The sequence below is a fragment of the Vogesella indigofera genome, from assembly GCF_028548395.1.
Classification (GTDB): Bacteria; Pseudomonadota; Gammaproteobacteria; order Burkholderiales; family Chromobacteriaceae; genus Vogesella; species Vogesella indigofera_A.
Window position 1 is genome coordinate 38,070 of the sequence record NZ_JAQQLA010000010.1, and the last position, 23,627, is coordinate 61,696.

Annotated in this window: 14 protein-coding genes; 10 read left to right on the forward strand and 4 right to left on the reverse strand. The window is 68.0% G+C overall.

Annotated features, from left to right (window positions below):
- Nucleotides 1-45: 45 nt before the first annotated feature.
- The 6 genes from PQU89_RS15010 to PQU89_RS15035 all read left to right on the forward strand — a co-directional run bounded on the left by PQU89_RS15010 (nucleotide 46) and on the right by PQU89_RS15035 (nucleotide 9,857).
- Entirely contained in the window at nucleotides 46-1,488 is a 1,443-nt protein-coding gene (locus PQU89_RS15010; protein WP_272766529.1) for a M48 family metalloprotease, read from the forward strand.
- Between the two features lie 345 nt (nucleotides 1,489-1,833).
- A complete protein-coding gene (aceE, locus tag PQU89_RS15015; RefSeq protein WP_272766530.1) occupies nucleotides 1,834-4,497 on the forward strand; it encodes a pyruvate dehydrogenase (acetyl-transferring), homodimeric type in 2,664 nt (887 codons plus the stop codon).
- Between the two features lie 195 nt (nucleotides 4,498-4,692).
- Nucleotides 4,693-6,363 (forward strand): dihydrolipoyllysine-residue acetyltransferase, encoded by a 1,671-nt coding sequence (aceF, locus tag PQU89_RS15020; RefSeq protein WP_272766531.1) that lies wholly within the window; start codon nucleotides 4,693-4,695, stop codon nucleotides 6,361-6,363.
- A gap of 107 nt (nucleotides 6,364-6,470) precedes the next feature.
- Entirely contained in the window at nucleotides 6,471-8,264 is a 1,794-nt protein-coding gene (gene lpdA / locus PQU89_RS15025) for a dihydrolipoyl dehydrogenase (RefSeq protein WP_272766532.1), read from the forward strand.
- Nucleotides 8,265-8,431: 167 nt separating this feature from the next.
- On the forward strand, nucleotides 8,432-9,178 hold the full coding sequence (locus PQU89_RS15030; RefSeq protein WP_272766533.1) for a hypothetical protein: 747 nt from the start codon (nucleotides 8,432-8,434) through the stop codon (nucleotides 9,176-9,178).
- 373 nt (nucleotides 9,179-9,551) lie between these two features.
- On the forward strand, nucleotides 9,552-9,857 hold the full coding sequence (locus PQU89_RS15035; RefSeq protein ID WP_272766534.1) for a hypothetical protein: 306 nt from the start codon (nucleotides 9,552-9,554) through the stop codon (nucleotides 9,855-9,857).
- Between the two features lie 118 nt (nucleotides 9,858-9,975).
- Here the strand turns inward: PQU89_RS15035 and PQU89_RS15040 are convergent, their stop codons facing one another.
- The gene (locus PQU89_RS15040; protein ID WP_272766535.1) at nucleotides 9,976-10,845 is read right to left on the reverse strand and encodes a LysR family transcriptional regulator; all 870 of its coding nucleotides are present in this window, start codon (nucleotides 10,843-10,845) and stop codon (nucleotides 9,976-9,978) included.
- 85 nt (nucleotides 10,846-10,930) lie between these two features.
- Here PQU89_RS15040 and PQU89_RS15045 point away from each other — a divergent pair, with 85 nt between their 5' ends.
- On the forward strand, nucleotides 10,931-11,845 hold the full coding sequence (locus PQU89_RS15045) for a DMT family transporter (RefSeq protein WP_272766536.1): 915 nt from the start codon (nucleotides 10,931-10,933) through the stop codon (nucleotides 11,843-11,845).
- Between the two features lie 201 nt (nucleotides 11,846-12,046).
- On the opposite strand, the gene trxC is transcribed toward PQU89_RS15045, so the two are convergent.
- Both trxC and PQU89_RS15055 read right to left on the reverse strand, forming a co-directional pair.
- On the reverse strand, nucleotides 12,047-12,499 hold the full coding sequence (trxC, locus tag PQU89_RS15050; protein WP_272766537.1) for a thioredoxin TrxC: 453 nt from the start codon (nucleotides 12,497-12,499) through the stop codon (nucleotides 12,047-12,049).
- Between the two features lie 214 nt (nucleotides 12,500-12,713).
- Nucleotides 12,714-13,484 (reverse strand): class I SAM-dependent methyltransferase, encoded by a 771-nt coding sequence (locus PQU89_RS15055; RefSeq protein ID WP_272766538.1) that lies wholly within the window; start codon nucleotides 13,482-13,484, stop codon nucleotides 12,714-12,716.
- Between the two features lie 223 nt (nucleotides 13,485-13,707).
- Here PQU89_RS15055 and PQU89_RS15060 point away from each other — a divergent pair, with 223 nt between their 5' ends.
- The 3 genes from PQU89_RS15060 (at nucleotide 13,708) to PQU89_RS15070 (ending at nucleotide 20,254) form a co-directional block, all read left to right on the forward strand.
- A complete protein-coding gene (locus PQU89_RS15060) occupies nucleotides 13,708-14,556 on the forward strand; it encodes a DMT family transporter (RefSeq protein WP_272766539.1) in 849 nt (282 codons plus the stop codon).
- 155 nt (nucleotides 14,557-14,711) lie between these two features.
- The gene (locus PQU89_RS15065) at nucleotides 14,712-16,427 is read left to right on the forward strand and encodes an autotransporter assembly complex protein TamA (RefSeq protein WP_272766540.1); all 1,716 of its coding nucleotides are present in this window, start codon (nucleotides 14,712-14,714) and stop codon (nucleotides 16,425-16,427) included.
- On the forward strand, nucleotides 16,427-20,254 hold the full coding sequence (locus tag PQU89_RS15070) for a translocation/assembly module TamB domain-containing protein (RefSeq protein WP_272766541.1): 3,828 nt from the start codon (nucleotides 16,427-16,429) through the stop codon (nucleotides 20,252-20,254). Before PQU89_RS15065 ends, PQU89_RS15070 begins: the two co-directional genes overlap by 1 nt.
- A gap of 137 nt (nucleotides 20,255-20,391) precedes the next feature.
- Here the strand turns inward: PQU89_RS15070 and PQU89_RS15075 are convergent, their stop codons facing one another.
- Complete coding sequence (locus PQU89_RS15075) at nucleotides 20,392-23,520, reverse strand: bifunctional diguanylate cyclase/phosphodiesterase (protein WP_272766542.1); 3,129 nt, start codon at nucleotides 23,518-23,520, stop codon at nucleotides 20,392-20,394.
- Nucleotides 23,521-23,627: the final 107 nt, after the last annotated feature.

Below are 23,627 nucleotides of genomic sequence, written 5' to 3' on the forward strand. Positions count from 1 at the left end.
ACACGCCGCGTGCAACTTCCGGCCGCCGCTGGCTATCATAGCGGCATGAAACGACACTCCCGCCGTGCCCTGTTCGTCGCCAGCCTGCTCGCCACCCTGGCCGCGCCGCCGCTGTTTGCCGCCAACGACCTGCCCAGCCTCGGCACGGTGGCCGAGTCCGCCTTGCCGCAGGCGGAGGAAAACCGCATCGGCCGCGACATCCTGCGTTCGCTGCGCGGCGACGGCGACGTGATCGACGACGCCGAGGTCAACGCCTATCTCGCCGATCTCGGCGGGCGGCTGGCCGCCGGCGCGCAGCTGCCGGGGATGCGTTTTGCCTTCTTCGCCGTCAACGACCGCAGCATCAACGCCTTCGCGCTGCCCGGCGGCGTCATCGGCGTGCACAGCGGCCTGCTGCTGGCGACGCAGAGCGAGGGCGAACTGGCCTCGGTGCTGGCGCACGAGATCGCCCACGTCAGCCAGCGCCATCTGGCGCGGATGCAGGAGGGCGAGGGCAACCGCCACCTGCTGATGCTGGCGGCGATCCTGGCTGGGGTGCTGGCGTCCAATGCCTCCAACGGCGACGTCAGCGCCGGCATGGTCAACGCCGGCGTCGGCCTCGCCGCCAGCCGCCAGCTGGCCTACTCGCGCGATTTCGAACGCGAGGCCGACCGCATCGGCATGCAGTACCTGACCGCCGCCGGCTTCGACGCGCGCAGCATGGCCGGCTTTTTCGACCGCCTGCAGCAGACGCACCGCCACAACGACAACAACGCCTTCGGCTTCCTGCGCACCCACCCGCTGACCGGCGAGCGCGTCAGCGAGGCGCAGAACCGCGCGCAGGGCTATCCGCTGCGCATGCGCGCCGACAGCAGCGATTTCCTGCTGATGCGCGAGAAGCTGAGGCTGGCCACCCTCGGTGCCGCCGAGGCCGAGCGCCACTACCGCACCGCGCTGGTGGCCGGCCGCTTCCTGCAGCCGGGCGCCACCTACTATGGCCTCGCGCGCGCGCTGCTGCAGCTGGGCCGCTACGACGAGGCGCAGCAGGCGCTGGCCAGCGCGCAGCGGCAACTGCCGCCGCATCCGGCATTGCTGCTGCTGGACGGCGACATCCAGCGCGCTGCGGCCAACCTTGACGGCGCACTGGTGCGCTACCAGCAGGCGCTGCAGCAATTCCCGTCCAACGACGCGCTGTGGCTGGCGCGCATCGACACCCTGCTGCAGGCGCGGCGCAGCGCCGAGGCCCGGCAGCAGATCGAGCTGGCGCTGAAGCGCGCTCCCGACAACGCCGCGCTGTGGCGGCTGGCGGCACGCAGCTACGGCGAGGGCGACGCGTTGCGCTACCACGCCGCGCTCGGCCACGCGTTCTATATCGAACAGGAGTTTGAATCGGCGCGCATCCAGTACCAGCTCGCCAGCCGCGCCGGCGGCGACGACTTCTACCTGCGCTCCACCGTCGAGGCGCGTTTGCGCGAAATCGACAGCCAGCATCCGGCCAAGCCGCGCTGACGCCTGCCCCTTGTCCGGCCACGGTCCGCACCGTGCGCCGGCGCTTTCTGCCCTGCCTGCCGTCGTTCCTCGAATAATCGCAAAAAAACAACATATTGCAGTGCAATATCGCTGCCGAAAAAGCCGATTTTGAGTGATATCCCCAATTGCCCACTTCGCGTGGAAATCGGCAGGATTTACACTCTGCGCTATGTAAGAAACTTTTCACTTTCGCAAATTTTATTTGCGGAATTGTTCGATTATAATCCGACGCAGTTCTGTATAGCCTTTACCAAGGCCCCAATGTCATGACAGCAGACGCTGCCCAACCGGGTAGTGAACTGAAAATAAAAGTGAGGATGTGAGATGGCAGCAATCTACCCTGACGATATCGATCCGGTTGAAACGCACGAATGGACCGATGCGCTGGAGTCTGTACTGGATAGTGACGGCGCCGAGCGTGCCCACTTCCTGCTGGAGAAAATGGTCGAACGTACCCGTCGCCGTGGCGCACACCTGCCGTTCGAGGCGACGACTGCATACCTGAATACTATCCCGGTGGGCAAAGAGCAAAAGTCCCCCGGCAATCACGAGATGGAGCACCGCATCCGCTCCATCAATCGCTGGAACGCGATGGCCCTGGTGCTGCGCGCCGGCAAGAAAGACCTGGAACTGGGTGGCCACATTGCCTCCTTCCAGTCCTCCGCCACCCTCTACGACGTCGGCTTCAACCACTTCTGGCGCGCCCACAACGACGAGCAGGAAGGCGATCTGGTTTACTTCCAGGGCCACATCTCCCCGGGCGTGTACGCGCGTGCCTACCTCGAAGGCCGCCTCAACGAAGAGCAGCTGGACAGCTTCCGCCAGGAAGTGGACGGCGGCGGCCTGTCCTCCTACCCGCACCCGTGGCTGATGGAAGACTTCTGGCAGTTCCCGACCGTGTCCATGGGCCTGGGCCCGCTGATGGCGATCTACCAGGCACGTTTCCTGAAGTACCTGGAAAGCCGTGGCCTGGCCAAGACCCCGGGTCGCAAGGTGTGGTGCTTCTGCGGCGACGGCGAGATGGACGAGCCGGAATCTCTGGGCGCGATCGCGCTGGCGGCCCGCGAAGGCCTGGACAACCTGGTGTTCGTGATCAACTGCAACCTGCAGCGTCTGGACGGCCCGGTACGCGGTAACGGCAAGATCATCCAGGAACTGGAAGGCGACTTCCGCGGTTCCGGCTGGAACGTGCTGAAAGTGGTATGGGGCTCGCGCTGGGACCCGCTGCTGGCGATGGACACCAAGGGCCTGCTGAAAAAGCGCATGGACGAGTGCGTCGACGGCGATTACCAGACCTTCAAGTCCAAGGACGGCGCCTACGTTCGCGAACACTTCTTCGGCAAGTACCCGGAGCTGCGCGAGATGGTGGCCAACATGTCCGACGACGAGATCTGGGCATTGAACCGTGGCGGCCACGACCCGCACAAGGTGTACGCCGCGTACCACGAAGCCACCCACAACGCCAACGGCCGTCCGACCGTGATCCTGGCCAAGACCATCAAGGGTTACGGCATGGGCTCCAGCGGCGAGGCACAGAACGTCGCCCACCAGGCCAAGAAGATGGCACTGGACAACCTGCGCAAGTTCCGCGACCGCTTCGGCATCCCGGTCTCCGACGCCGATCTGGAAAGCGTTCCGTACTACAAGCCGGCGGAAGACAGCCCGGAAATGCAGTACATGCGCGAACGCCGCGCCGCGCTGGGCGGCTACCTGCCGGCCCGCAAGCCGGTGAAGACCCCGCTGGCCATCCCTGGTCTGCACGTGTTCGACAGTCAGTTCAATGATTCGGGCGAGCGCGAGTTCTCCACCACCATGGCTTTCGTGCGCCAGCTGGGCATCCTGCTGAAAGACAAGAACATCGGCAAACAGATCGTGCCGATCGTGCCGGACGAATCCCGCACCTTCGGTATGGAAGGCATGTTCCGCCAGTACGGCATCTGGTCCACCCAGGGTCAGAACTACGTGCCGCAGGACGCCGATCAGCTGATGTTCTACAAGGAATCCAAGGACGGCCAGATGCTGCAGGAAGGCATCAACGAGCCGGGCGCGATGTCCTCGTGGATTGCGGCAGCGACCAGCTACGCCAACCACGGCATCCCGATGATTCCGTTCTACATCTACTACTCGATGTTCGGCTTCCAGCGTATCGGCGATCTGGCCTGGGCCGCAGGCGACATGCGTGCCCGCGGCTTCATGCTCGGCGGCACCGCCGGCCGTACCACGCTGAACGGTGAAGGCCTGCAGCACGAAGACGGCCACAGCCACATCCAGGCCGGCCTGATCCCGAACTGCATCAGCTACGACCCGACCTTCGCCTACGAACTGGCGGTGATCCTGCAGGACGGCCTGAAGCGCATGTACGTGGAACAGCAGGACGTGTTCTATTACATCACCCTGATGAACGAGAACTACACCCACCCGGCGATGCCGCAGGGCGCCGAAGACGGCATCCTGAAGGGCATGTACCTGTTCAAGGACGGTGGCGACGCCGCGGTGAAAGTGCAGCTGATGGGCTCCGGCACCATCCTGCGCGAAGTGATTGCCGCCGCCGACCTGCTGCGCAACGACTTCGGCATCGCCTCCGACATCTGGAGCGTGACCTCGTTCAACCAGCTGCGTCGTGACGGCATGGAAGCCTCGCGCCACAACCTGCTGCACCCGGTGGGCGAGCAGCGCCTGTCCTACGTCGAGCAGCAGCTGGCCGGCCGTTCCGGCCCGGTGATCGCCGCTACCGACTACATCCGCAACTACGCCGACCAGATCCGTGAATACGTGCCTGGCCGTTACGTGGTGCTGGGGACCGACGGTTACGGCCGCTCCGACAGCCGCGCCAAGCTGCGCGAGTTCTTCGAAGTGGATCGCCGCTACGTCGCCGTGGCCGCGCTGTCGGCACTGGCACGCGACGGCAAGATCGACGCCGCCCGCGTCCAGGAAGCCATCACCAAGTACGGTATCAACGTCGCCAAGCTGCCTAGCTGGAAGGTATAAGGCGCGGCCGTTGCGGCCAACCCTGATACCGGCGAAAGTCACCCGCGTGGCTTTCGCCGCTCCTGCAGCAGCGCGATCCGGCCGCCGCCAGACGGCAGCCGGGATACCAAGCCGAATGTTGGCGGAGCCCGCCGCCGGCAAGGCGCCACGCCTTGCCCGTCACGCGGGCCTCCGCCCTACGATGTGGATAGAGCCATGAGCAATCTGATCGAACTGAAAGTGCCCGATATCGGTGGGCACAACAACGTAGACGTCATCGAAGTCTTCATCCAGCCGGGCCAGACCGTCGCCATCGACGACAGCCTGATCACGCTGGAAACCGACAAAGCCACCATGGAAGTACCGGCCGAAGCCGCCGGCGTGGTGAAAGAAGTGCGCGCCGTGCTCGGCGGCAAGATTTCCGAAGGCGACGTGATCGCCATCATCGAAGTGGGCGCCAGCGCCGCCGCACCGGCCCCGGCGGCCGCGGTAGCCACCCCGGTAGCAGCTGCGCCCGCGCCGGTAGCTGCACCTGCAGCCGCCCCGGCCCCCGTTGCGGCTGCGGCACCTGCCGCTGCGGCCAACGTTGGCCGTAGCGAGATCCGCATTCCCGACATCGGCGGCCACAGCGGCGTCGACGTGATCGAGGTATCGGTCAAGGTCGGTGACGAGATCAAGGTCGACGACAGCCTGATCACGCTGGAAACCGACAAGGCGACCATGGAAGTGCCGGCCACCGCCGCCGGCCGCGTGGTGGAAGTGAAAGTGAAAGTGGGCGACAAGGCCAGTGAAGGCGACCTGATCGTGGTGGTGGAAGGTGCCGCCGCTGCCGCCGCTCCGGCTGCTGCTGCCCCTGCACCGGCCGCCGCACCGGCCCCGGTCGCTGCGGCTCCGGCAGTGGTTGCCGCACCGGTAGCAACGCCGGTTGCCGCTGCCGTCGCCGCCGCCTTCAACGAAGCCGGCTTCGCCAAGTCGCACGCCGGCCCGTCGGTACGCAAGCTGGCACGTGAGCTGGGTGTCGACCTGTCCAAGGTGAAGGGTTCCGGCCGCAAGGGCCGCATCGTCGAAGACGATGTGAAGGGCTTCGTGAAGACCATCATGCAGAACCCGGCGGCGCTGGCTCCGGCCGCTGCGCCAGCCGGCAACGGCGGCGGTCTGGACCTGCTGCCGTGGCCGAAGGTGGATTTCGCCAAGTTCGGCCCGATCGAAACCAAGCCGCTGACCCGCATCCAGAAGCTGTCCGGTGCCAACCTCAGCCGCAACTGGGTGATGATCCCGCACGTCACGTTCAACGACGACTGCGACATCACCGAGCTGGAAGAATTCCGCAAGACCATCGGCAAGGAATGGGAAAAGTCCGGCCTGAAGATCAGCCCGCTAGCCTTCATCATCAAGGCCGCCGCCGAGGCGCTGAAGGCGTTCCCGAACTTCAACAGCTCGCTGGACGGCGACAACCTGGTGCTGAAACAGTACTACCACATCGGCTTTGCCGCCGACACGCCGAACGGCCTGGTGGTGCCGGTGATCAAGAACGTGGACCAGAAGGGCATCAAGCAGATCGCCAAGGAACTGACCGACCTGTCCGCGCTGGCGCGTGACGGCAAGCTCAAGCCGACCGACATGCAGGGCGCCACCTTCACCATCTCCAGTCTGGGTGGTATCGGCGGCACCGGCTTCACGCCTATCGTCAATGCACCAGAAGTGGCCATCCTCGGCGTGTGCAAGTCGCAGATCAAGCCGGTGTGGAACGGCAAGGAATTCGCGCCGCGCCTGATGTGCCCGCTGTCGCTGTCCTTCGACCACCGCGTGATCGACGGCGCCGCTGCGGCCCGCTTCACCGTGTACCTGGGCAAGCTGCTGTCCGACGTGCGCCGCCTGATCCTGTAATGGTCGCAGCCTGAAGGTTGGCCGCGGCCAACCTTCGGCTGCCAGCAAGCCATCGTGCCGAATACCGGCGGCGTGCCCTGCGCGCCGCCACCACATGGATGTGAACCATGAGCAATCTGATTGAACTGAAAGTGCCGGACATCGGCGGCCACAGCAATGTGGACGTGATCGAAGTGTTCGTGAAAGTCGGCGACACCGTTGCCAAGGACGACAGCCTGATCACGCTGGAAACCGACAAGGCCACCATGGAAGTGCCGGCCGAAGCGGCCGGTGTGGTGAAGGAAGTGCGCACCGCCGTCGGTGGCAAGATCTCCGAAGGCGACGTGATCGTGGTGATCGAGGCCGCCGGCGCTGCCGCTGCGGCCAACCCTGTGCCTGCTGCGGCACCGGCCGCCGCCCCGGCAGCGGTTGCCCCGCAAGCCGCGCCGGTCGCGGCTCCTGCTGCGGCAACGCACAGCGGTACCGCCGACATCGACTGCGACGTGCTGGTACTGGGCGCCGGCCCCGGCGGCTACTCCGCCGCCTTCCGCGCCGCCGACCTGGGTCTGAAAGTGGTGCTGGTCGAGCGTTACGCCACCCTGGGCGGCGTGTGCCTCAACGTGGGCTGCATCCCGTCCAAGGCGCTGCTGCACAACGCGGCGGTGATCGACGAGGTGAAACACCTGGCCGCCAACGGCATCAAGTTTGCCGCGCCGGAAATCGACATCGACATGCTGCGTGGCTACAAGGAAAAAGTCATCGGCAAGCTCACCGGCGGTCTGGCCGGCATGGCCAAGGCACGCAAGGTACAAGTGGTGCGCGGCGTCGGCCAGTTCCTCGATCCGTATCACCTGCAGGTGGAAACCACCGAAGGCACAGGCCAGGACAAGACCGGCGCCAAGCAGGTGATCAAGTTCAAGAACGCCATCATCGCCGCCGGTAGCCGCGTGGTGAACCTGCCGTTCATCCCGCAAGACCCGCGCATCGTGGACTCCACCGGCGCGCTGGAACTGAAAGCCGTACCGAACAAGATGCTGGTGATCGGCGGCGGCATCATCGGCCTGGAAATGGGCACCGTGTACTCCACGCTGGGCGCGCGCCTGGACGTGGTGGAAATGATGGACGGCCTGATGCAAGGCCCGGATCGTGACCTGGTCAAGGTATGGGAGAAGTACAACGCCCACCGCTTCGACAACATCATGACCGGCACCAAGACCGTGGCCGTGGACGCCCGCGCAGACGGCATCTATGTCACCTTTGAAGGTGCGAAGGCGCCGGCTGAGCCGCAACGCTACGACTTGGTACTGGTGGCTGCCGGTCGCGCGCCGAACGGCAAGCTGATCGGCGCCGAGAACGCCGGCATCGCCGTGACCGATCGTGGTTTCATTGAGGTCGACAAGCAGCAGCGCACCAACGTGCCGCACATCTACGCCATCGGTGACATCGTCGGCCAGCCGATGCTGGCGCACAAGGCGGTGCACGAGGCACACGTGGCAGCGGAAAACTGCGCCGGGCAGAAAGCCTACTTCGACGCGCGCGTGATTCCGGGCGTGGCCTACACCGATCCGGAAGTGGCGTGGGTCGGCGTGACCGAAGAGTCGGCCAAGCGTGACGGCATCAAGATCGAAAAAGCGGTGTTCCCGTGGGCCGCCTCCGGCCGCGCCATCGCCAACGGTCGCGACGAAGGCTTCACCAAGCTGATCTTCGATGCCGAGACCCATCAGGTGATCGGCGGCGCCATCGTCGGCACCCACGCCGGCGACATGCTGGGCGAAATCTGCCTGGCCATCGAAATGGGCTGCGACGCCACCGACATCGGCAAGACCATCCATGCGCACCCGACCCTGGGCGAGAGCATCGGCATGGCCGCCGAAGTGGCGCACGGCAGCTGCACCGACCTGCCGCCGCAACGCAAGAAGTAAGCGTGTTACTTGCGGCCAAGGTTGGCCGCAGGATACGAGAAAGGGCAAGCCTCACGGCTTGCCCTTTTTTTATGAACTTAGAATATGATAAACAAAATATGTCGAATGACTTTCGGCATGACAAATTGCCGTGACGCAGGTGTCGTGCCTTTATCCAGGGGGAGTGCATGAAAAATACTACGCAGTTCGCTGCCGAGGGCGTGAGTCAACAGCCAGAGGACTTTTCTAGACGGGAAGTGGTGCAACAACTGCTCACCAAGTCGCAGCGGTTGCAGCGCATTGTGTTGGCCGCTGTCTGCGTAGCTTATGCACTGTACAGTTTCCTGCATAACGATTTCTATCTGATGGGCAAGCGAGGGCCTGGTACGCATTTTCATGGTGTGGCTGCAGGTTTGCTCGAACTGATGCTGCTGTTGGCGGCAGTAGCCAGCCTACTACCATTTGCCTACCTCTACGATCTGCGCCCCGAGTATCCGAATTATGAAAAATGGCGTCGTCACACTGCGATGGCGGCATATGGTTGCATGGGGCTAGGCATGACATTTGGCCTGTTCCAGCCAAGTCTGAGTGTGACTGGTGACAGCAGCACCTGGCTGCTGCGGCTGATTGGCTGGCTTGGCGTGGGTGTGCTGATAGCGCAGCTAGGCAGGCTGCCTGCCTCGTATCAGGTCAAGAAAAAGCCGCAGCAATCCGATGTAAAGCTGCCCAGTGGCGTCGGTTATATTGCCGTTATCATTTTGTGGCTGATTGCTGCTGCCTTTTTGTTGCTTGCCAGTATGGCGACACTTGTAAGGCCGGACATCCTGTTTTCGGGAAAGGCCGAGTCATTGATGATTTGGATATTGCTGGGTTTGGGGCTGGCGTTTGGGGTATGGGGGCGTTCCATCCTGCGGCGTACCAGGCAGGCGGGCTAGCATGCTGCCGGGTGCCGCACGGTGGTTGTACTGAGCCTGCAAAGCCCACCGTCTAACGCGGTCAAATATCAAAGGTTGGCCGCAAGCCGTCACGGCTTTGCGGCCAACCTTGTTTTTGTCTGGGGTATCCGCTGCGCGGATGTTTTTTATCTGCCGCTTTCCGCGCGGCGGCGGGAAAGGGGGATACCGCATCCCCCTTTCCGATCCCCGCTCTCCCGACGGCGCAGGAATTCCCGTACCAGCGGCCGCCATCCCGGCGCCGCCCATACGCGGCGCTCAAAAGAGGGCGGCTTGTTTCCGGGCTGGCGGCCGCTGGTACGGCCTACGCCAACGGGGCGGGGCGCGTCGTTACGGTTTTGGCTGGCGGCCAACCTTGGTTTATTCCGCCGCTTTAATTCTCGTGTTTTTCATGGTGCTCACGGTCAACCGGTTTTTGCCTCTGTCCATATTTTCCGTGTTCTTCCGTGGCAAAAAATCAGAATCGATTACCGCGACAAGGTTGGCCGCAAGCGGTGTCGGGTTACGCTGCGCTAACCCGACCTACGCACTCAAAAGGGGGCGGCTTGTTTCCGGGCTGGCCGCCGCTGGTACGGCCTGCGCCAACGGGACGGGGCGCGTCGCTCCGGTTTTGGCTGGCGGTTGGAATGGCTGGTGGCCAACCTTGCTTCGTCTGCCGTAACGCGGTGTGAATCCCGGCATCAGCAGCTGTCTGCGCTGCGAGTGGTGACCCGTGTTTGCTGCGGCAAGAAAACACTGGCTGCGGGCATGCAAGGCGGGGTGTTGCCACGCCGTACCGTTTACCCGATGCCCTCGCGTCGCAGGGTACGCAGCAGCTGTTCGTGCATGGCGTCCACCGCCGGCGTGCGGGCCGAGGCGTCGCTGCGGATCAGCGCTACCTCCATTTCCGGCAGCGGCGGCAGGCCGTGGCGTTCGTCCAGCACTTTCAGGTCCGCCGGCAGGATGCAGCGGCTGAGCACCGCGATCGCCATGCCGCTGTAGGCCGCCGCCAGCTGACCGGCCACGTTGGGGCTGTAGTAGACGATGCGGTAGGCCCGCTGCTGCGCCTCGATGGCCGCCAGCGCATCGTTGCGTGCGCGGCTGCCCAGCTCGTGCACCGCGATGGGTAGCGGCTCGCGGCGCCAGGCTTCGTGCTCTTCCGCCCCCACCCACAGCAGCGCCTCGCGGAACAGCAGCTCGCCACGCTGCGGCTGGTCGCGCGTTACCAGCGCCAGATCCAGCTCGCCGCGCTCCACGCGCGGAATCAGCACTGTCGATTGTTCGCACACCAGGGTGATCTCCACCCCCGGGTAGCGGCTGGAAAAGGTGCGCAGCACCGGTGCCAGGTAGGCGGTGGCGTAGTCGTCCGGCACGCCCAGGCTGATGCGGCCGCTCACCGCCGGGCCATGCAGCGTCGCCAGCGCCTCGGCATGCACCGCCAGCAGGCGGCGGGCGTGCGGCAGCAGCTCGCTGCCGGCCACGGTCAGCAACAGGTGGCGCGGGCCGCGGGCGAGCAAGGGGCGGCCGGCGGCGTCTTCCAGCTTCTTCAGCTGCATGCTGATCGCCGACTGCGAGCGGTACAGCTGCCGCGCCGCGGCGGTCAGCGAGCCGCTGTCCACCACGGTAACGAAGGCACGCAGCCAGTCCAGCTGCAGATCGGTACTGTTCATGCTCACTCCAAGCATTCGGAAATCGAATGATAGCATCGCCATAAATCCGCTTTTCGCGATGTTGTGCCGCTTCCACAATGGCTGCATGAAGACCGCTACCCCCACCCTGAACGCTGCTGCCACCGGCAGCGCCACCGCCGCCGAACAGCGCGGCACGCTGCTGATGACGCTTGGCGGCGTGCTGCTGGGCAGCATCGGCATTTTCGTTACCGAAGCCGGGCAGGACCCGGTGACCACGGTGCTGTTCCGCTGTCTGTTCGGCGGCCTGGCGCTGCTGCTGTGGGGCGCGGCCAGTGGCCGGCTGGGCGAGTTGCGCCTGGGCGGGCGCGCGCGGTTGGCCGCAGTGCTGGCCGGGGTGCTGATGGTGAGCAACTGGGCGCTGTTCTTTGCCGCCATTCCGCTGACCTCCATCGGCGTCAGCACGGTGGTGTTCCACCTGCAGCCGTTCTGGGTGCTGCTGCTGGGGGCGTGGCTGCTGCGCGAGCATCTGTCGTCCACCCGCGCACTGGCCTGTGGCGTGGCGCTACTGGGGCTGGCGCTGGCCAGCGGCCTGTTCGACCAGCCGGCACAGCAGGTGTTGAGCGCCGGCTACATCAAGGGCCTGCTGCTGTGCCTGATCGGCTCGCTGTGCTATGCCGGCGTGCCGCTGATCGCCAAGCTGGCGCCCGGTGTCAGCGCCTTTGCGCTGGCGTGGTGGCAATGCGCGGTGGGCGTGCTGCTGAGCGCCTGGTGGCCGCTGTGGCACGGCCTGCCGCCGGCCGGTGCCGCCTGGGGCTGGCTGATCGGCCTCGGCAGCCTGCACACCGGCCTTGCCTACGTGCTGCTGTACGCCGGCATGAGCCGCCTGCCCACCGGCCGCATCGCGGTGCTGCAGTTCATCTACCCGGCTACCGCCATTGTCATCGACTGGCTGGCCTACGGCCATGCGCTGGGCCCGCTGCAGCTGGGCGGCCTGCTGCTGTTGGGCGGCGCGCTGTGGACGGTACGGCGCGGCGCGTGAGCCATCTGTCCGCACGACACTTGGGTCCGGTGCTGCTTGACTCCGACCCGCGGATGCGCGGCGCTGATTCAAGCCGTGGGCGACGAAGCCGGATCTGCCCCGGCACAGGAGAGCGCCCGTGCCGGGGTGTTTCGCCGCTTTGCCGTCAGGCGGCGTGCCCGTTAAAACTGGGTACTGGATTTGCGGCCAACCTTTTTGCGGTTATCGCCCCGCCTTCTGCAAACCGGCGGCGATCCAGCGCTGGATGCTGGCGGTGTCCATGGCGCCGGCCTGGCGCTGGATTTCACTGCCGCCAACGAACAGGATCAGCGTGGGGATGCTGCGGATGGCGAAGCGCTGGCCGAGGGTGGTTTCGTTCTGGGTGTTGATCTTGGCGAAGCGCACCTGCGGCATGGCGGCGGCGGCCTGGGCGAAGGCCGGGGTCATCATCTGGCACGGGCCGCACCATGGCGCCCAGAAATCCACCACCACCGGGATGTCGTTGCGCGAGATGTGGCGCTCGGCGTGGTCGACGGTCAGTTCCAGCGGCTGGCCGGTGAGCAGTGGCTGGTGGCACTGGCCGCAGTTGGGGCCGTCGGTCAGGCGGCTGGCGGGGACGCGGTTGAGCGCGTGGCAGTGCGGGCAGGCCAGGTGCAGGGCGGTGGGGGTGTTCATGGCTGGCTCCAGGGGGTGTCTGCTGGGCATATCGGTACGGTGTGGCCACTTTCAAGGCTTGGCGCGTGCCGCGGCCGGCCGGAGCGGCACGCCGGTCTGACGCGCTGAGCTGATGCTGGCCCGGCACCGGCCACCGATCCGGCCGCAAGGTTGGCCGCAGGCATGACTGCCGTGCGGCCAACGTCAGGAGGGCGGGAGGGGTGGCCTTGCCCGTTCAGCCGGCGCGCTGGCCCCACCACAGCCCGGTGCGGGTGGTGAAGCTGCCGTCGGCTTCCAGCTGCAGCGCGCTAGCGACTTCCTGCGGCGCTTCCTGCTGCAGCTGGCGCAGCATGGCGACCTTTTCCGGTGGCGTGCGCATGCGGCTGACCCAGCTGCCGAACTCCAGCCGCAGCGGCCAGTGTTGCTGCTGTTGCAGGGTGATGCCGGCGTCGGCCAGCAGCTGGCGCCATTCCGCGTCGGAACGGTCGCGGATGTGGGAGCGGTCGCGCAGCAGTTCCCAGCATTGCAGGTGGGTGTCGACCAGCGCGTCGGCGTCGGTTTCCACGTCGATCAGCAGCAGGTAGCCGCCGGGGCGCAGCACACGGCACATTTCGCGCACGCCGGCGGCGAGGTCCAGCCAGTGGTGGGCGCTGTAGCGGCTGGCGACCAGATCGAAGCTGGCGTCGGCAAACGGTAGCGTAGCGGCATCGCCCTGTTGGGTGGCGATATTGCCGTGGCCGTTGCTGGCGGCTGCCGTGGCGACGGTGGTCAGCATCGCCGGTGCCGGATCCAGAGCCACCACTTCGCCCAGCAGTGGCGCCAGCGCGAAGCTGAGGTGGCCGGCGCCACAGCCGACATCGAGGCCGCGGCCGTCGCGCGGCAGATGGGCGGCGACCAGCTGCTGCGCGGCGGCAAGGTCGGGGCCGGCGGCGTGCACCGCGCTGGTGAGGTAGGCTTGCGCCTGCGGATCGAACTGTTGCCGGGTGGCCTGGTGATGGCTGCTCATGTCGGGTGCTCTGCAAGATGGAGTCCCGACCTTAACCGCTGCCGGATAGGGGTACAAGATAAGCAGTTATCCTGGTATCCGTGCTACCTGTCTCCGCTGCCGGAGGTGGCCAGCGTGTGCCGGCGCCGCAAAAAACGGCTATGGTAGGCAGCACCAGCCGCTGGCGGCGCTCGCCAGCGGCCTATCCTGATCTCTTGCCCCGATCCCTATTAAAGGAGCCGCCGTGACCGCACGCGCACAGACCCTGTGGCTGACCTGGCTGGCGATGCTGGCCTTTGCCGGCAATTCGCTGTTGTGCCGGCTGGCATTGAGCAGCACCGGTATCGACGCCGCCAGTTTCACCGCGATCCGCCTGCTGTCCGGTGCGCTGATGCTGGCGGTGCTGGTGGTGTGGCAAACGCGGCAGTGGCCGGCGGCCGGCAGCTGGCGCGGTGCGGCGGCGCTGTTCGTCTACGCCGCCGCGTTCTCGTTTGCCTATCTCAGCCTGCCGGCGGCCAGCGGTGCGCTGTGCCTGTTCGGCGCGGTGCAGGCGACCATGATCGCCTGCGGCTGGTGGCAGGGCGAACGCCTGGCCGCGCGCCAGTGGCTGGGCTTTGCCGCCGCGCTGGGCGGGCTGTTGCTGCTGCTGTTGCCGGGGGCGTCGGCGCCGCCGCTGGGCGGCATGTTGCTGATGCTGCTGGCCGGTGCGGCGTGGGGCGCGTATTCGATGCTCGGGCGCGGCGCCGGCGATGCCACCGCGGTGACCGCCGGCAATTTCCTGCGCGCGCTGCCGCTGGCCTTGCTGTTGTGGCTGTGGCAGACGCCGCCTCTGTCGCCGCCGGTGGCCGGGGTGGGGTACGCGGTGGCGTCCGGGGCGCTGGCGTCCGGCATCGGCTACGCCATCTGGTATCGCGCGCTGCGCGGGCTGAGCGCCAGCAGCGCGGCCACGGTGCAGCTGAGCGTGCCTCTGCTGACGGCGCTGGCCGGCTGGCTGCTGCTGGCCGAGCAGCCGGGCTGGCGCCTGCTCATGGCGGCGCTGGCGATACTCGGCGGCATCGCGCTGGTGATCCGCGCGCGGCCGGCACGCGCCTAGACGGCGTTCGCCGCCGGTAAGCTTGGCCGCAGCGGGAACGGCGCGCGCCGGCGGCGGTCTGATCTACCGCGCCGGCCGTGTGAATGTCATTTTTCATTGCGCGGCAACTGCACTACCATGGGCGCTTGCCCGCCCACCTGCCGAATTATCCGCCCATGTATCGCGTCCTGTTGTTACTTGCCTGCCTGCCCCTGACTGCCCACGCGTTGGATTACCGCGTCGAGCTGGTGGCGCCGTCGGAACTGAGCGAGCTGCTGCGTGGCAACCTCGACCTGTACACGCTGCAGCAGGATGAGGCGCTGACGGCGCAGGACCTGGACAGCATCGTGGCCGGCACCCCGGTCGAGGCACGCGCGCTGCTGGAGACCGAGGGCTATTTCGGCAGCGAGGTGAAGGTCAGCCGCGACGGCGATCTGGTGCGGGTGCAGGTCAGCGCCGGTGCGCCGGTGATCGTCAGCGCGGTCGATGTCACGCTGCAGGGGCCGGTGCGACAGCAGGCGGACTACAGCCGTTTTCTTTCCAAGGTGATGGAAGACTGGGCGCTGCCGGAGGGCGCGGTATTCCGCCAGGACGACTGGGACAGCAGCAAGAAGGCGGCGCTGCGCCCCTTCCTGCTCGACCGCTTCCCGCAGGCCAGACTCACCGCCGCGCAGGTGCGCATCGACCCGGCCAGCCGCCAGGCGCGGGTGACGCTGACGGTGGACAGCGGGCCGCTGATCCGCTTTGGCGACTTCCGCATCGACGGCCTGCAGCGCTATCCGGCGAGCATCGTCAGCGGCATGGCCGATTTCGCCCCCGGCGCGCCGTACTCGCAGCCGTCGCTAGTGGCGCTGCAGGCGGCGCTGGAGAACGATCCGCACTTCACCGGCGTGGTGGTGGCGCCGCTGTGGGAGCAGCTGCACGACGACACCGTGCCGCTGGGCATCACCCTGAGCGAGCAGCAGCGGCAGAAGCTGGAGGTCGGCCTCAACTACAGCACCGGCGACGGCGCCGGCACCCGCCTCGGCTACGAGCACTACAACCTGCTGCGCCGCGGCTATACCGGTTCGGTGGCCTACGACTGGAAAAAATCGCGGCAGCAGCTGGATCTCGGCCTCGGCTTTTCGCGCGGCGGCGACGGCTACGCGCACAGCCTCAACCTGCAGCAGCGCCACGCCGAACAGAACCTGACCGTCACCGACGCCACCGAGCTGGGCCTGTTCCGCATCCGCCAGCAAGACAATATCGAGGCCCGCTTCGGCGTGGAATACCTGATCGAGCGCGAGCAGATCGAGGGCGAGGCCACCCGCGACAACAAGGCGCTGATCCTGTCCTACGGCTGGGCAAAGCGTGCGGTGGACAACCCGCTGCGCCCCGCGGCCGGCTATCTGCTGGAGGGGCATGTCTCCGGCGCCGGGCTGGCGGCGGACACCCGCTTCCTGCGCGGCTACGGCCGCGGTGCGCTGTACTGGAGCCCGCGTTTCATGCGCGGCACCTGGCTGACGCGGCTGGAGCTGGGCCAGGTGTGGGCCGACGACGCGCTGCAGGTGCCGGCGTCGCGCCTGTTCAAGGCCGGCGGCGTCGGCAGCGTGCGCGGCTACGACTACCAGAGCCTGGGCATCGTCAATCCGGACAGCGGCGCGGTCACCGGTGGCCGCGTGCTGGCGACGGCGACGCTGGAGTACCAGTACCCGCTGACGCCGGCGTGGCGGCTGGCGGCGTTCGTCGATGCCGGTGACGCCGCCGACAGCTGGCAGAGCTGGCGCCTGGCGCGGGCGCAGGGGGTCGGCGTGCGCTGGCTCAGCCCGCTGGCACCGCTGGCGTTCGACATCGCCTATGGCGCGCGCGACCAGCGCTGGCGCTGGAACCTCAACCTGGGGCTGGCGTTCTGATGTCGCACGCCGAAGACCTGATCTCGCCGCCGCCCGCCCTGGTGCCAGACGCGGCACCGCAGACCCCGGAACCGCCAGCGCCACGCCGCCGGCGGTGGCTGCGCTGGCTGCTGTTGTTTGTGCTGCTGTTGCTGCTCGGCGTCGCGGGCGCGCTGGTGTGGTTCTCCGCCACGCCGCTCGGCTTCGCCAGCCTGTGGCCGCTGCTGGAGCGCGCCAGTGGCGGCCAGCTCAAGGTTGGCCGCAGCCACGGTACGCTGTGGCACGGCTTCGTGCTGGAGGACATCCGCTGGCAGACGCCGCAACAGCAGCTGGCACTGAGCCGGCTGCAGCTGGCGTGGTCGCCGGGGCGGCTGTGGCAGCGCCAGTTGCAGATCGAACAGCTGCACCTGGGCGTGCTGCGCTATCACAGCAGCAAGCCGTCCGACGGCCGGCCGCCGCAGCTGCCGGACCACCTGCGCCTGCCACTGGAGGTCGCCATCGACAGCCTGCGGCTGGACACGCTGCAGCTCGGTGACGCGCCGCCGCTGCTGCGCGCGCTCGACGCCGGCTACTACTACCAGCAACAGCAGCACGCGCTGGTGTTGCGGCGGCTGGACAGCCCGTGGGGGCGGATGTACGCCAGCGTGGCGCTGGGCAGCAGCGCGCCGTTCGCGCTCGGCGGGCGGCTGGAATACGACGGCGTGCTGGAAGGCGTCGCCAGCCGCGGCGTGCTGACGCTGCAGCAGTCGCTGTTGGCGCCGCGCGTCAGCGGCACCGTCAGCGCGCTGGGGCTGTCGGCCGACCTGAGCGCGCGGCTGCGGCCGTTCGCGCCACAGGCCCTGCAGCGCCTGCAGCAGCTGGACGTGCGCATCGGCGGCATCAACCCGCAGGCGCTGCAGCCGGGCTGGCCGCAGGCACGGCTGGGCCTCGCGCTGCAGCTGGCGCCGGGGGCGGGCGGCGTGCTCGACGGTGGCGTGTCACTGATCAACTACCAGCCCGGCGCGCTCAGCGCGCAGCGGCTGCCGCTGTCGCTGCTGTACGGCCCGTTCCAGATCCGCGACGACACCCTGCTGCTGAACAATCTGGTGGCGGAGCTGGCCGAGGGCCGCGTCACGCTGGATGGCCGCGTCAGTCCCGCCGCGTTGGCACTGGCGCTGCGGCTGGACGGCATCCACAGCCAGGCGCTGCTGGCCAGCCTGCCGTCGCACCGCATCGGCGGCGACATCCGCGTGAGCGGCAGCCCGCGCGCACCGCAGCTGGCGCTGGCACTGGCCAGCGGCAAGCTGTCGCTGCGCGGCGGCCTGGCGCTGCCGGCGCCGCAGCAGTGGCAATTGCAGCAACTGCAGCTGGGCACCGGCGCCGGCCGCCTGTTGCTGGACGGCACGCTGGCGCTGGGCGACGTGCCGCAGCTGGATGCGCGCGGCAAGTTGCAGGCGCTGAACCCGGCGGCGATCTCGCCGCAGCTGCCGGTGGGCAATATCAACGGCAATTTCAGCGCCAGGGTACGGCTGGCGCAGGCGCCGCAGGGCGAGCTGCGGCTGCAGCTGACGCCGGGCACGCTGTCCGGCGCGCCCTTGTCCGGCCAGTTGCAGGCCAGCTGGCAGGCGCAGCAGCTGCGCGCGCTGCAGGGCCGCTTGCAGCTGGGCGGCAACAGCCTGCGGCTGAATGGCAGCTACGGCAAGCCGGGCGACCGGCTGCAGCTGCTGCTCGACGCGCCGCAGCTGGGCCTGCTCGGCCCGGCGTTCTCCGGGCGGGTGCGCGGCGAGCTGGATCTGGGCGGGGTGCCGGCGCGGCCGCAGGTGCGCGCCGATCTGCAGGCCAGCAATCTGCGCCTGCCGGGGGCGCTGGCGGTGGTCAGCCTCAGCCTGCAGGGCGAGAGCGGCATCGCCGACGACAGCCCGTTCCGTATCCGCCTTGACGGCCGCACGCTGTCGCTGGGCGACAAGCAGCTGGCGCGGCTGAGCCTGCAGGCCGACGGCAGCCGTCTGGCGCACCGCTTGCAGCTGAGCGCCGACGGTCGCCTGCAACAGCATGAACAGCAGCTGCAACTGCAGCTGGTCGGCGGTTTCGAACGCGGCGGCAGCAACTGGCGCGGCACGCTGCAGCAGCTGGAGGCGACGGGCTGGCTGCCGCTGCGCCTGCAGCAGCCGGTGGCGCTGCGTGCCGCTGCGGCCAACGTGGCGCTGGCGGCCAGCCGCTGGCAGGCGCTGGGCGCGCAGTGGCAGCTGGGCGAGAGCAGCTGGCAGCGCGATGGTGGCTGGCGCAGCGAGGGCCGGGTGCAGGGGCTGGCCTTGTCGGCGCTGGCGCCGTGGTTCAGCCCGCCGCTGCGGCAGACGCTGGTGTTCGACGCCGGCTGGCAAGTGCGCAGCGCGCAAGGTTGGCCGCAAGGCAGCGTGCAGTTGCAGCGCACCCAGGGCGATGTCTGGCTGCCGGCCCCGGCCGGCGAGCAGGCGCTGGGGCTGAGCCGGGCGACGCTGAGCGTGGGCCTCGGCGAACGCGGGCCGCTGGCGCTGGCGCTGGACAGCCGCTTCGGCAAGCTTGCCGCCGACGGCAGCGTGCTGTGGGGCAACGGCGGCAGCGTCGCCAACGCGGCACTGGCCGGCAGCGTGCGGCTGCAGCTGCCGTCACTGGCGCAGGCGCAACCGTGGCTGAAGGCGGGCATGGAATTGTCCGGCAGCCTCGACGCCACGCTACAGCTGGGCGGCACGCTGTCGTCGCCGACGCTGGACGGGCCGCTGCTGGGTCACGACTTGCGCTTTGTCGAGCGCCGCAACGGCATCCGCCTGGAGCAGGGCCAGCTGCAGGCGCGGCTGGCCGGCCAGCAGCTGCTGATCGACAGCCTGCGCTTCGGCAAGCAGGGCGAGCTGACCGGTAGCGGCCGCATCGACCTGTTCCAGGCGACGCCGGACGTGTTGCTGCTGCTCGACTTCAAGCGCTTCGCCGCGCTGGAGCGGCCGGGGCGGCGCCTGCTGCTGTCCGGGCGCAGCCGCGTCGAGGTGCGGCAGCGGGTGGTGACGCTGAGCGGCAACCTCAGCGTCGACGAGGGCCGCATCGACATCCCGAAACTGGGCGGGCCGCGACTGTCCGACGACGTGGTGGTGGTGGGGCGCGAGGTGGTCGACGATGCCGGCAACCGCTGGCCGCTGGCGCTGGACCTGCGCATCGCGCTTGGCGACAAGCTGCGCTTCGGTGGCAACGGGCTGGAGGCGTGGCTGGGCGGCGAGGTGCGGCTGCTGGCGGAGCAGGGCGGCACGCTGCAGGCGCGCGGCCAGATCCGTGTCGACAAGGGCCGCTTCAAGGCCTACGGCCAGGACCTGGACATCAGCCGCGGCCTGGTCACCTTCAGCGGGCCGCTGGACAACCCGGCGCTGGACCTGCGCGCCACGCGCCGCTTCTCGCCGGTCGGCGCCGGGGTCGAGGTGCGCGGCGCGCTGCTGACGCCGACGGTGAAGCTGGTGGCGGACGAGGCGATGTCGGAAAAGGACAAGCTGTCGTGGCTGGTGCTGGGTCGCGCCGCCGCGGTCGGCGACAACACCGGTGGCGCCGGTGCCGCCGCCGGCGGCCTGCTCGCCGGCCTGATCAACGACCAGGTCGGGCTGTTCGACGATATCGGCGTGCAGTCGCGGGCGGAAAGCACCAGCAGCGCCGGCGTGGTCAGCCCGGCGGAGCAGGTGGTGACGCTGGGCAAGCAGCTGACGCGCGAGCTGTACGTCGGCTACGAGTACGGGCTGAAGAGCGCCGAACAGGCGCTGAAGGTCAGCTACCAGCTGTCGCGCACGCTGTCGCTGATCGGCCGCGCCGGCCGCGACGCGTCGACGGAAGTGCGCTACACCCGCCGCTTCGACTGAGCCGCGGTTCAAGGCCTGCGGCAGCGGATCCCGATGGCGGGTGCGGGGTTAAACACGCCCGCGGCCTGCCGGTTCAGCGCCAGCCAGACGCCACGGGCGTTGCGTGCGCGCGCGACAGCTTGAACAGGCTTTAGGCGTCAGACCACGTCGGCCGGTGCCTGCAGCCGGCACAGCGCCAGCGCGTCGTTGACCGCCAGCGGACGGCCGGTGAGGAAGCCCTGCACCGTGTCGCAGCCCAGCGCCTGCAGCGCTGCCAGCTCGGCCTCGGTCTCCACGCCTTCGGCCAGCGACTCCATGTCCAGGTTGCGCGCCAGGGTGATGATGGCGGAGACGATGGCGGCGTTGTCGCGGTTGTGCTGCAGCTCGCTGACGAAGGAGCGGTCGATCTTCACCGTGTCCGGCGCGAAGTTCTTCAGGTAGGCGAGGCTGGAGTAGCCGGTGCCGAAATCGTCCACCGCCAGCCGCACCCCCAGCGCCTTGATGCCGGCCAGCTGCTGCCGCACCGGGCCGCTGTAGTCGATCAGCGTGCCCTCGGTCACTTCCAGCTCCAGCAGCGCCGGCGGCAGGCCGCTGTCGCGCAGCACCCGCGCCACCTCGGCGCAGAAGTCGCCGTGGGTCAGCTGCCGCGCCGAGACGTTGACGGCGATGGTCAGCTGCCGGCCGTGGCGCACCCACTCGGTCGCGGTGCGGCAGGCCTGTTCCAGCACCCACAGCCCCAGCTCGGTGATCACGCCGGAATCCTCGGCCACCGGGATGAAGCGTGCCGGCGACACCAGGCTGCCGTCCGCCTGGCGCCAGCGCAGCAAGGCCTCGAAGCCGTTGAGGCGGCCGCTGGCGATGTGGTACTTCGGCTGTAGCTCAAGATAGAACTGCTGCTGCACCATCGCCAGCCGCAGCTGGTTTTCCAGCAGCAGCCGCTCGCTGACCTCGGCGGTCATGCTGGCCGTGAAGAAGCGGAACGCGTTGCGGCCGCTGGCCTTGGCTTGGTACATCGCCATGTCGGCATTCTTGAGCAGCACTTCCGGGCTGCTGCCGTCGGCCGGCGACACCGCGATGCCGATGCTGGCGCTGATCACCAGCGTGTGGCCGCGCAGGGTGAACGGCGCCTCCAGCACCTGCAGCACGCGCTCGGCGACCATGCCGGCCTGCGCGCTGCCGGACAGTTCCGGCAGGATGATGACGAACTCGTCGCCGCCGGTGCGGCCAACGGTGTCCATCTCGCGCAGCATGTGCTGGGTGCGGCTGGCGACCTGGCGCAACAGTTCGTCGCCGGCGTCGTGGCCGAGGGTGTCGTTGACGTTCTTGAAGCGGTCCAGATCCATGAACAGCACCGCCACCGCGTGCTGCTTGCGCTCGGCCAGGTGCAGCGACTGCTGCAGGCGGTCGTGCAGCAGCAGGCGGTTGGGCAGGTTGGTGAGGAAGTCGTACTCGGCCAGGTGCTGCACCCGCGCCTCGGTGGCCTTGCGCTCGCTGATGTCGGAGAACAGCGCCACGTAGTGGCTGACGCCGCCGTCGCCGTTGCGTACCTGGTTGATGGTCAGCCACTCCGGGTAGATTTCGCCGTTCTGGCGCCGGTTCCAGATCTCGCCGCTCCAGTAGCCGCGCGCGTGCAGGTGGTTCCACATGTCGCGGTAGAAGGCGGCGTCGTGGCGGCCGGAATTGAGCAGCGCCGGGGTGTTGCCCAGCGCCTGGGCCTCGCTGTAGCCGGTGATGTCGCTGAAGGCGCGGTTGACGGCGATGATGCGGCTGTCGGCGTCGGTGATCAGGATCGCCTCCGAGCTGGCCTCGAACACCGTTGCGGCCAACCTTTGTTGCCGTTCGTGGCTGACGCGGGCGCTGATGTCGCGCGCGGTGGCGCAGCGGTAGTACTCGCCCTGGTAGCTGAGGCCGGTGAGGCTGATCTCCAGCGTCACCTCGCCGCTGCAGCAGCGCACGCTGCGCACGTAGTGGTGCTGGCCGCCGCTGAAGCGCTCCTCGAACAGCTCCGGCATGCGGTGCTCGTTGTCGTCGCAGAAGCAGCGCTTGGCCGCCTCGTTGTGGTACACCACGCGGCCCTGTGCGTTGAGCAGCACGATGGCGTCGGCGGCGCTGTCGCTCATGTAGCGCGTCAGCTCGATCTCGCGCGCCTTGTCCTCCACCTGCCGCTGCGACGCCTGCAGCCGCTGCTGGTACTGCGCGATCAGCGCCCCCAGCCAGCGGCTGAAGTGCACCGAGAACAGCCACGCCAGGCACACCGCCAGCGTCAGGATCAGCAGCGTGGTCAGCACCCGGTTGCGGGTCTTCTCGCCCAGCGCCTGCGCCTGCGCGGCGCCGGACAGCGTCAGCTCGCGCTCGGGGATGATACTGACCACCCGCCACTGCCACGACGGCACCAGCGCCACGTAGGCGCTGTAGCGCTGGCTGCCACCGGCGGCGGGGTGGCTGAAGCTGACGAAATACTGCGGTGGCGTGGCCGCCAGCTGCTGCTGCAGCGCGGCGGGCAGCGCGAAGCCGCGCTGGCCCGGCAGCTGGCGCAGGCGGCCGTGCTGGTCGATGACGGCGAAGAAACCGTGCTCGCCGACCGGCATCTGCGCCAGCGTCTGCAGCGCCTGCTGCTGCAGGTCTTCTTCCACGTTCAGCACGTACTCGCCGCCGCCGATCAGCCAGCCGAACGGCTCGAAGCGGCGCGAGTAGGCGATCTTTTCCGACATGAACGCCTCGCCGGGGCGGTACCAGCGATAGCTGGCATAGCCGCTGCCGGCGTGGTTGTCCACCGACAGCAGCAGCTTGCGCATGATGTAGGCGCCCTGGTCGTCCTGGTTGTCGAGCAGGTTGCGGCCCTCGCGCTGCGGGCTGGTCGGCAGCAGCACGCAGTCGCCGTCGAGGGTGTCGATGAAGTAGTAGCCGCGGCCGCCGAAGTAGCGCAGCGGGCGCAGGCTTTCCACGATCTCGCGCCGCAGCGCCGCGTCGCCGAGGCGGCGATGATGGCGGCGGTACAGGCTGTCGGCCAGCACATAGGCCTGGTCGACCTGCTCGCGCAGGCGCAGGCGCAGGATGTCGTGCGTCTGCGAGTACAGCGTCTCCAGCGAGTTGCTGGCGTGGTCGCCGTAGGCCTTGAGGAAGGTCTGGCCGCGCAGCCGCGCCTCGGCCGCCACCACCGTGCTGCCGTCGCGGTAGTCGCGCCACTGCTGGTAGAAAAAGTAGCTGGCCAGCAGCAGCACCACCATCAGCACCAGCCCCAGCATGCCGCTCAGTTGTAATCGTGCAAGTTTGTGGTGATCTGTCATGAGGCGGTTGCGGGGGCGGTGGGGGGGAGGAACAGTATAGGGAGCCGCTCGCGGCGGCGGATTGATAATTGTCAGTGCCGGGCGGCGCTTTGCGCTACAATCCGCGC

Bases quoted from the DNA above. Each gene is read 5' to 3' on its own strand.
- PQU89_RS15010 (WP_272766529.1), top strand. From the start codon at position 46: ATGAAACGACACTCCCGCCGTGCCCTGTTCGTCGCCAGCCTGCTCGCC.
- aceE (WP_272766530.1), top strand. From the start codon at position 1,834: ATGGCAGCAATCTACCCTGACGATATCGATCCGGTTGAAACGCACGAA.
- aceF (WP_272766531.1), top strand. From the start codon at position 4,693: ATGAGCAATCTGATCGAACTGAAAGTGCCCGATATCGGTGGGCACAAC.
- lpdA (WP_272766532.1), top strand. From the start codon at position 6,471: ATGAGCAATCTGATTGAACTGAAAGTGCCGGACATCGGCGGCCACAGC.
- PQU89_RS15030 (WP_272766533.1), top strand. From the start codon at position 8,432: ATGAAAAATACTACGCAGTTCGCTGCCGAGGGCGTGAGTCAACAGCCA.
- PQU89_RS15040 (WP_272766535.1), bottom strand. From the start codon at position 10,845: ATGAACAGTACCGATCTGCAGCTGGACTGGCTGCGTGCCTTCGTTACC.
- PQU89_RS15045 (WP_272766536.1), top strand. From the start codon at position 10,931: ATGAAGACCGCTACCCCCACCCTGAACGCTGCTGCCACCGGCAGCGCC.
- trxC (WP_272766537.1), bottom strand. From the start codon at position 12,499: ATGAACACCCCCACCGCCCTGCACCTGGCCTGCCCGCACTGCCACGCG.
- PQU89_RS15055 (WP_272766538.1), bottom strand. From the start codon at position 13,484: ATGAGCAGCCATCACCAGGCCACCCGGCAACAGTTCGATCCGCAGGCG.
- PQU89_RS15065 (WP_272766540.1), top strand. From the start codon at position 14,712: ATGTATCGCGTCCTGTTGTTACTTGCCTGCCTGCCCCTGACTGCCCAC.
- PQU89_RS15070 (WP_272766541.1), top strand. From the start codon at position 16,427: ATGTCGCACGCCGAAGACCTGATCTCGCCGCCGCCCGCCCTGGTGCCA.
- PQU89_RS15075 (WP_272766542.1), bottom strand. From the start codon at position 23,520: ATGACAGATCACCACAAACTTGCACGATTACAACTGAGCGGCATGCTG.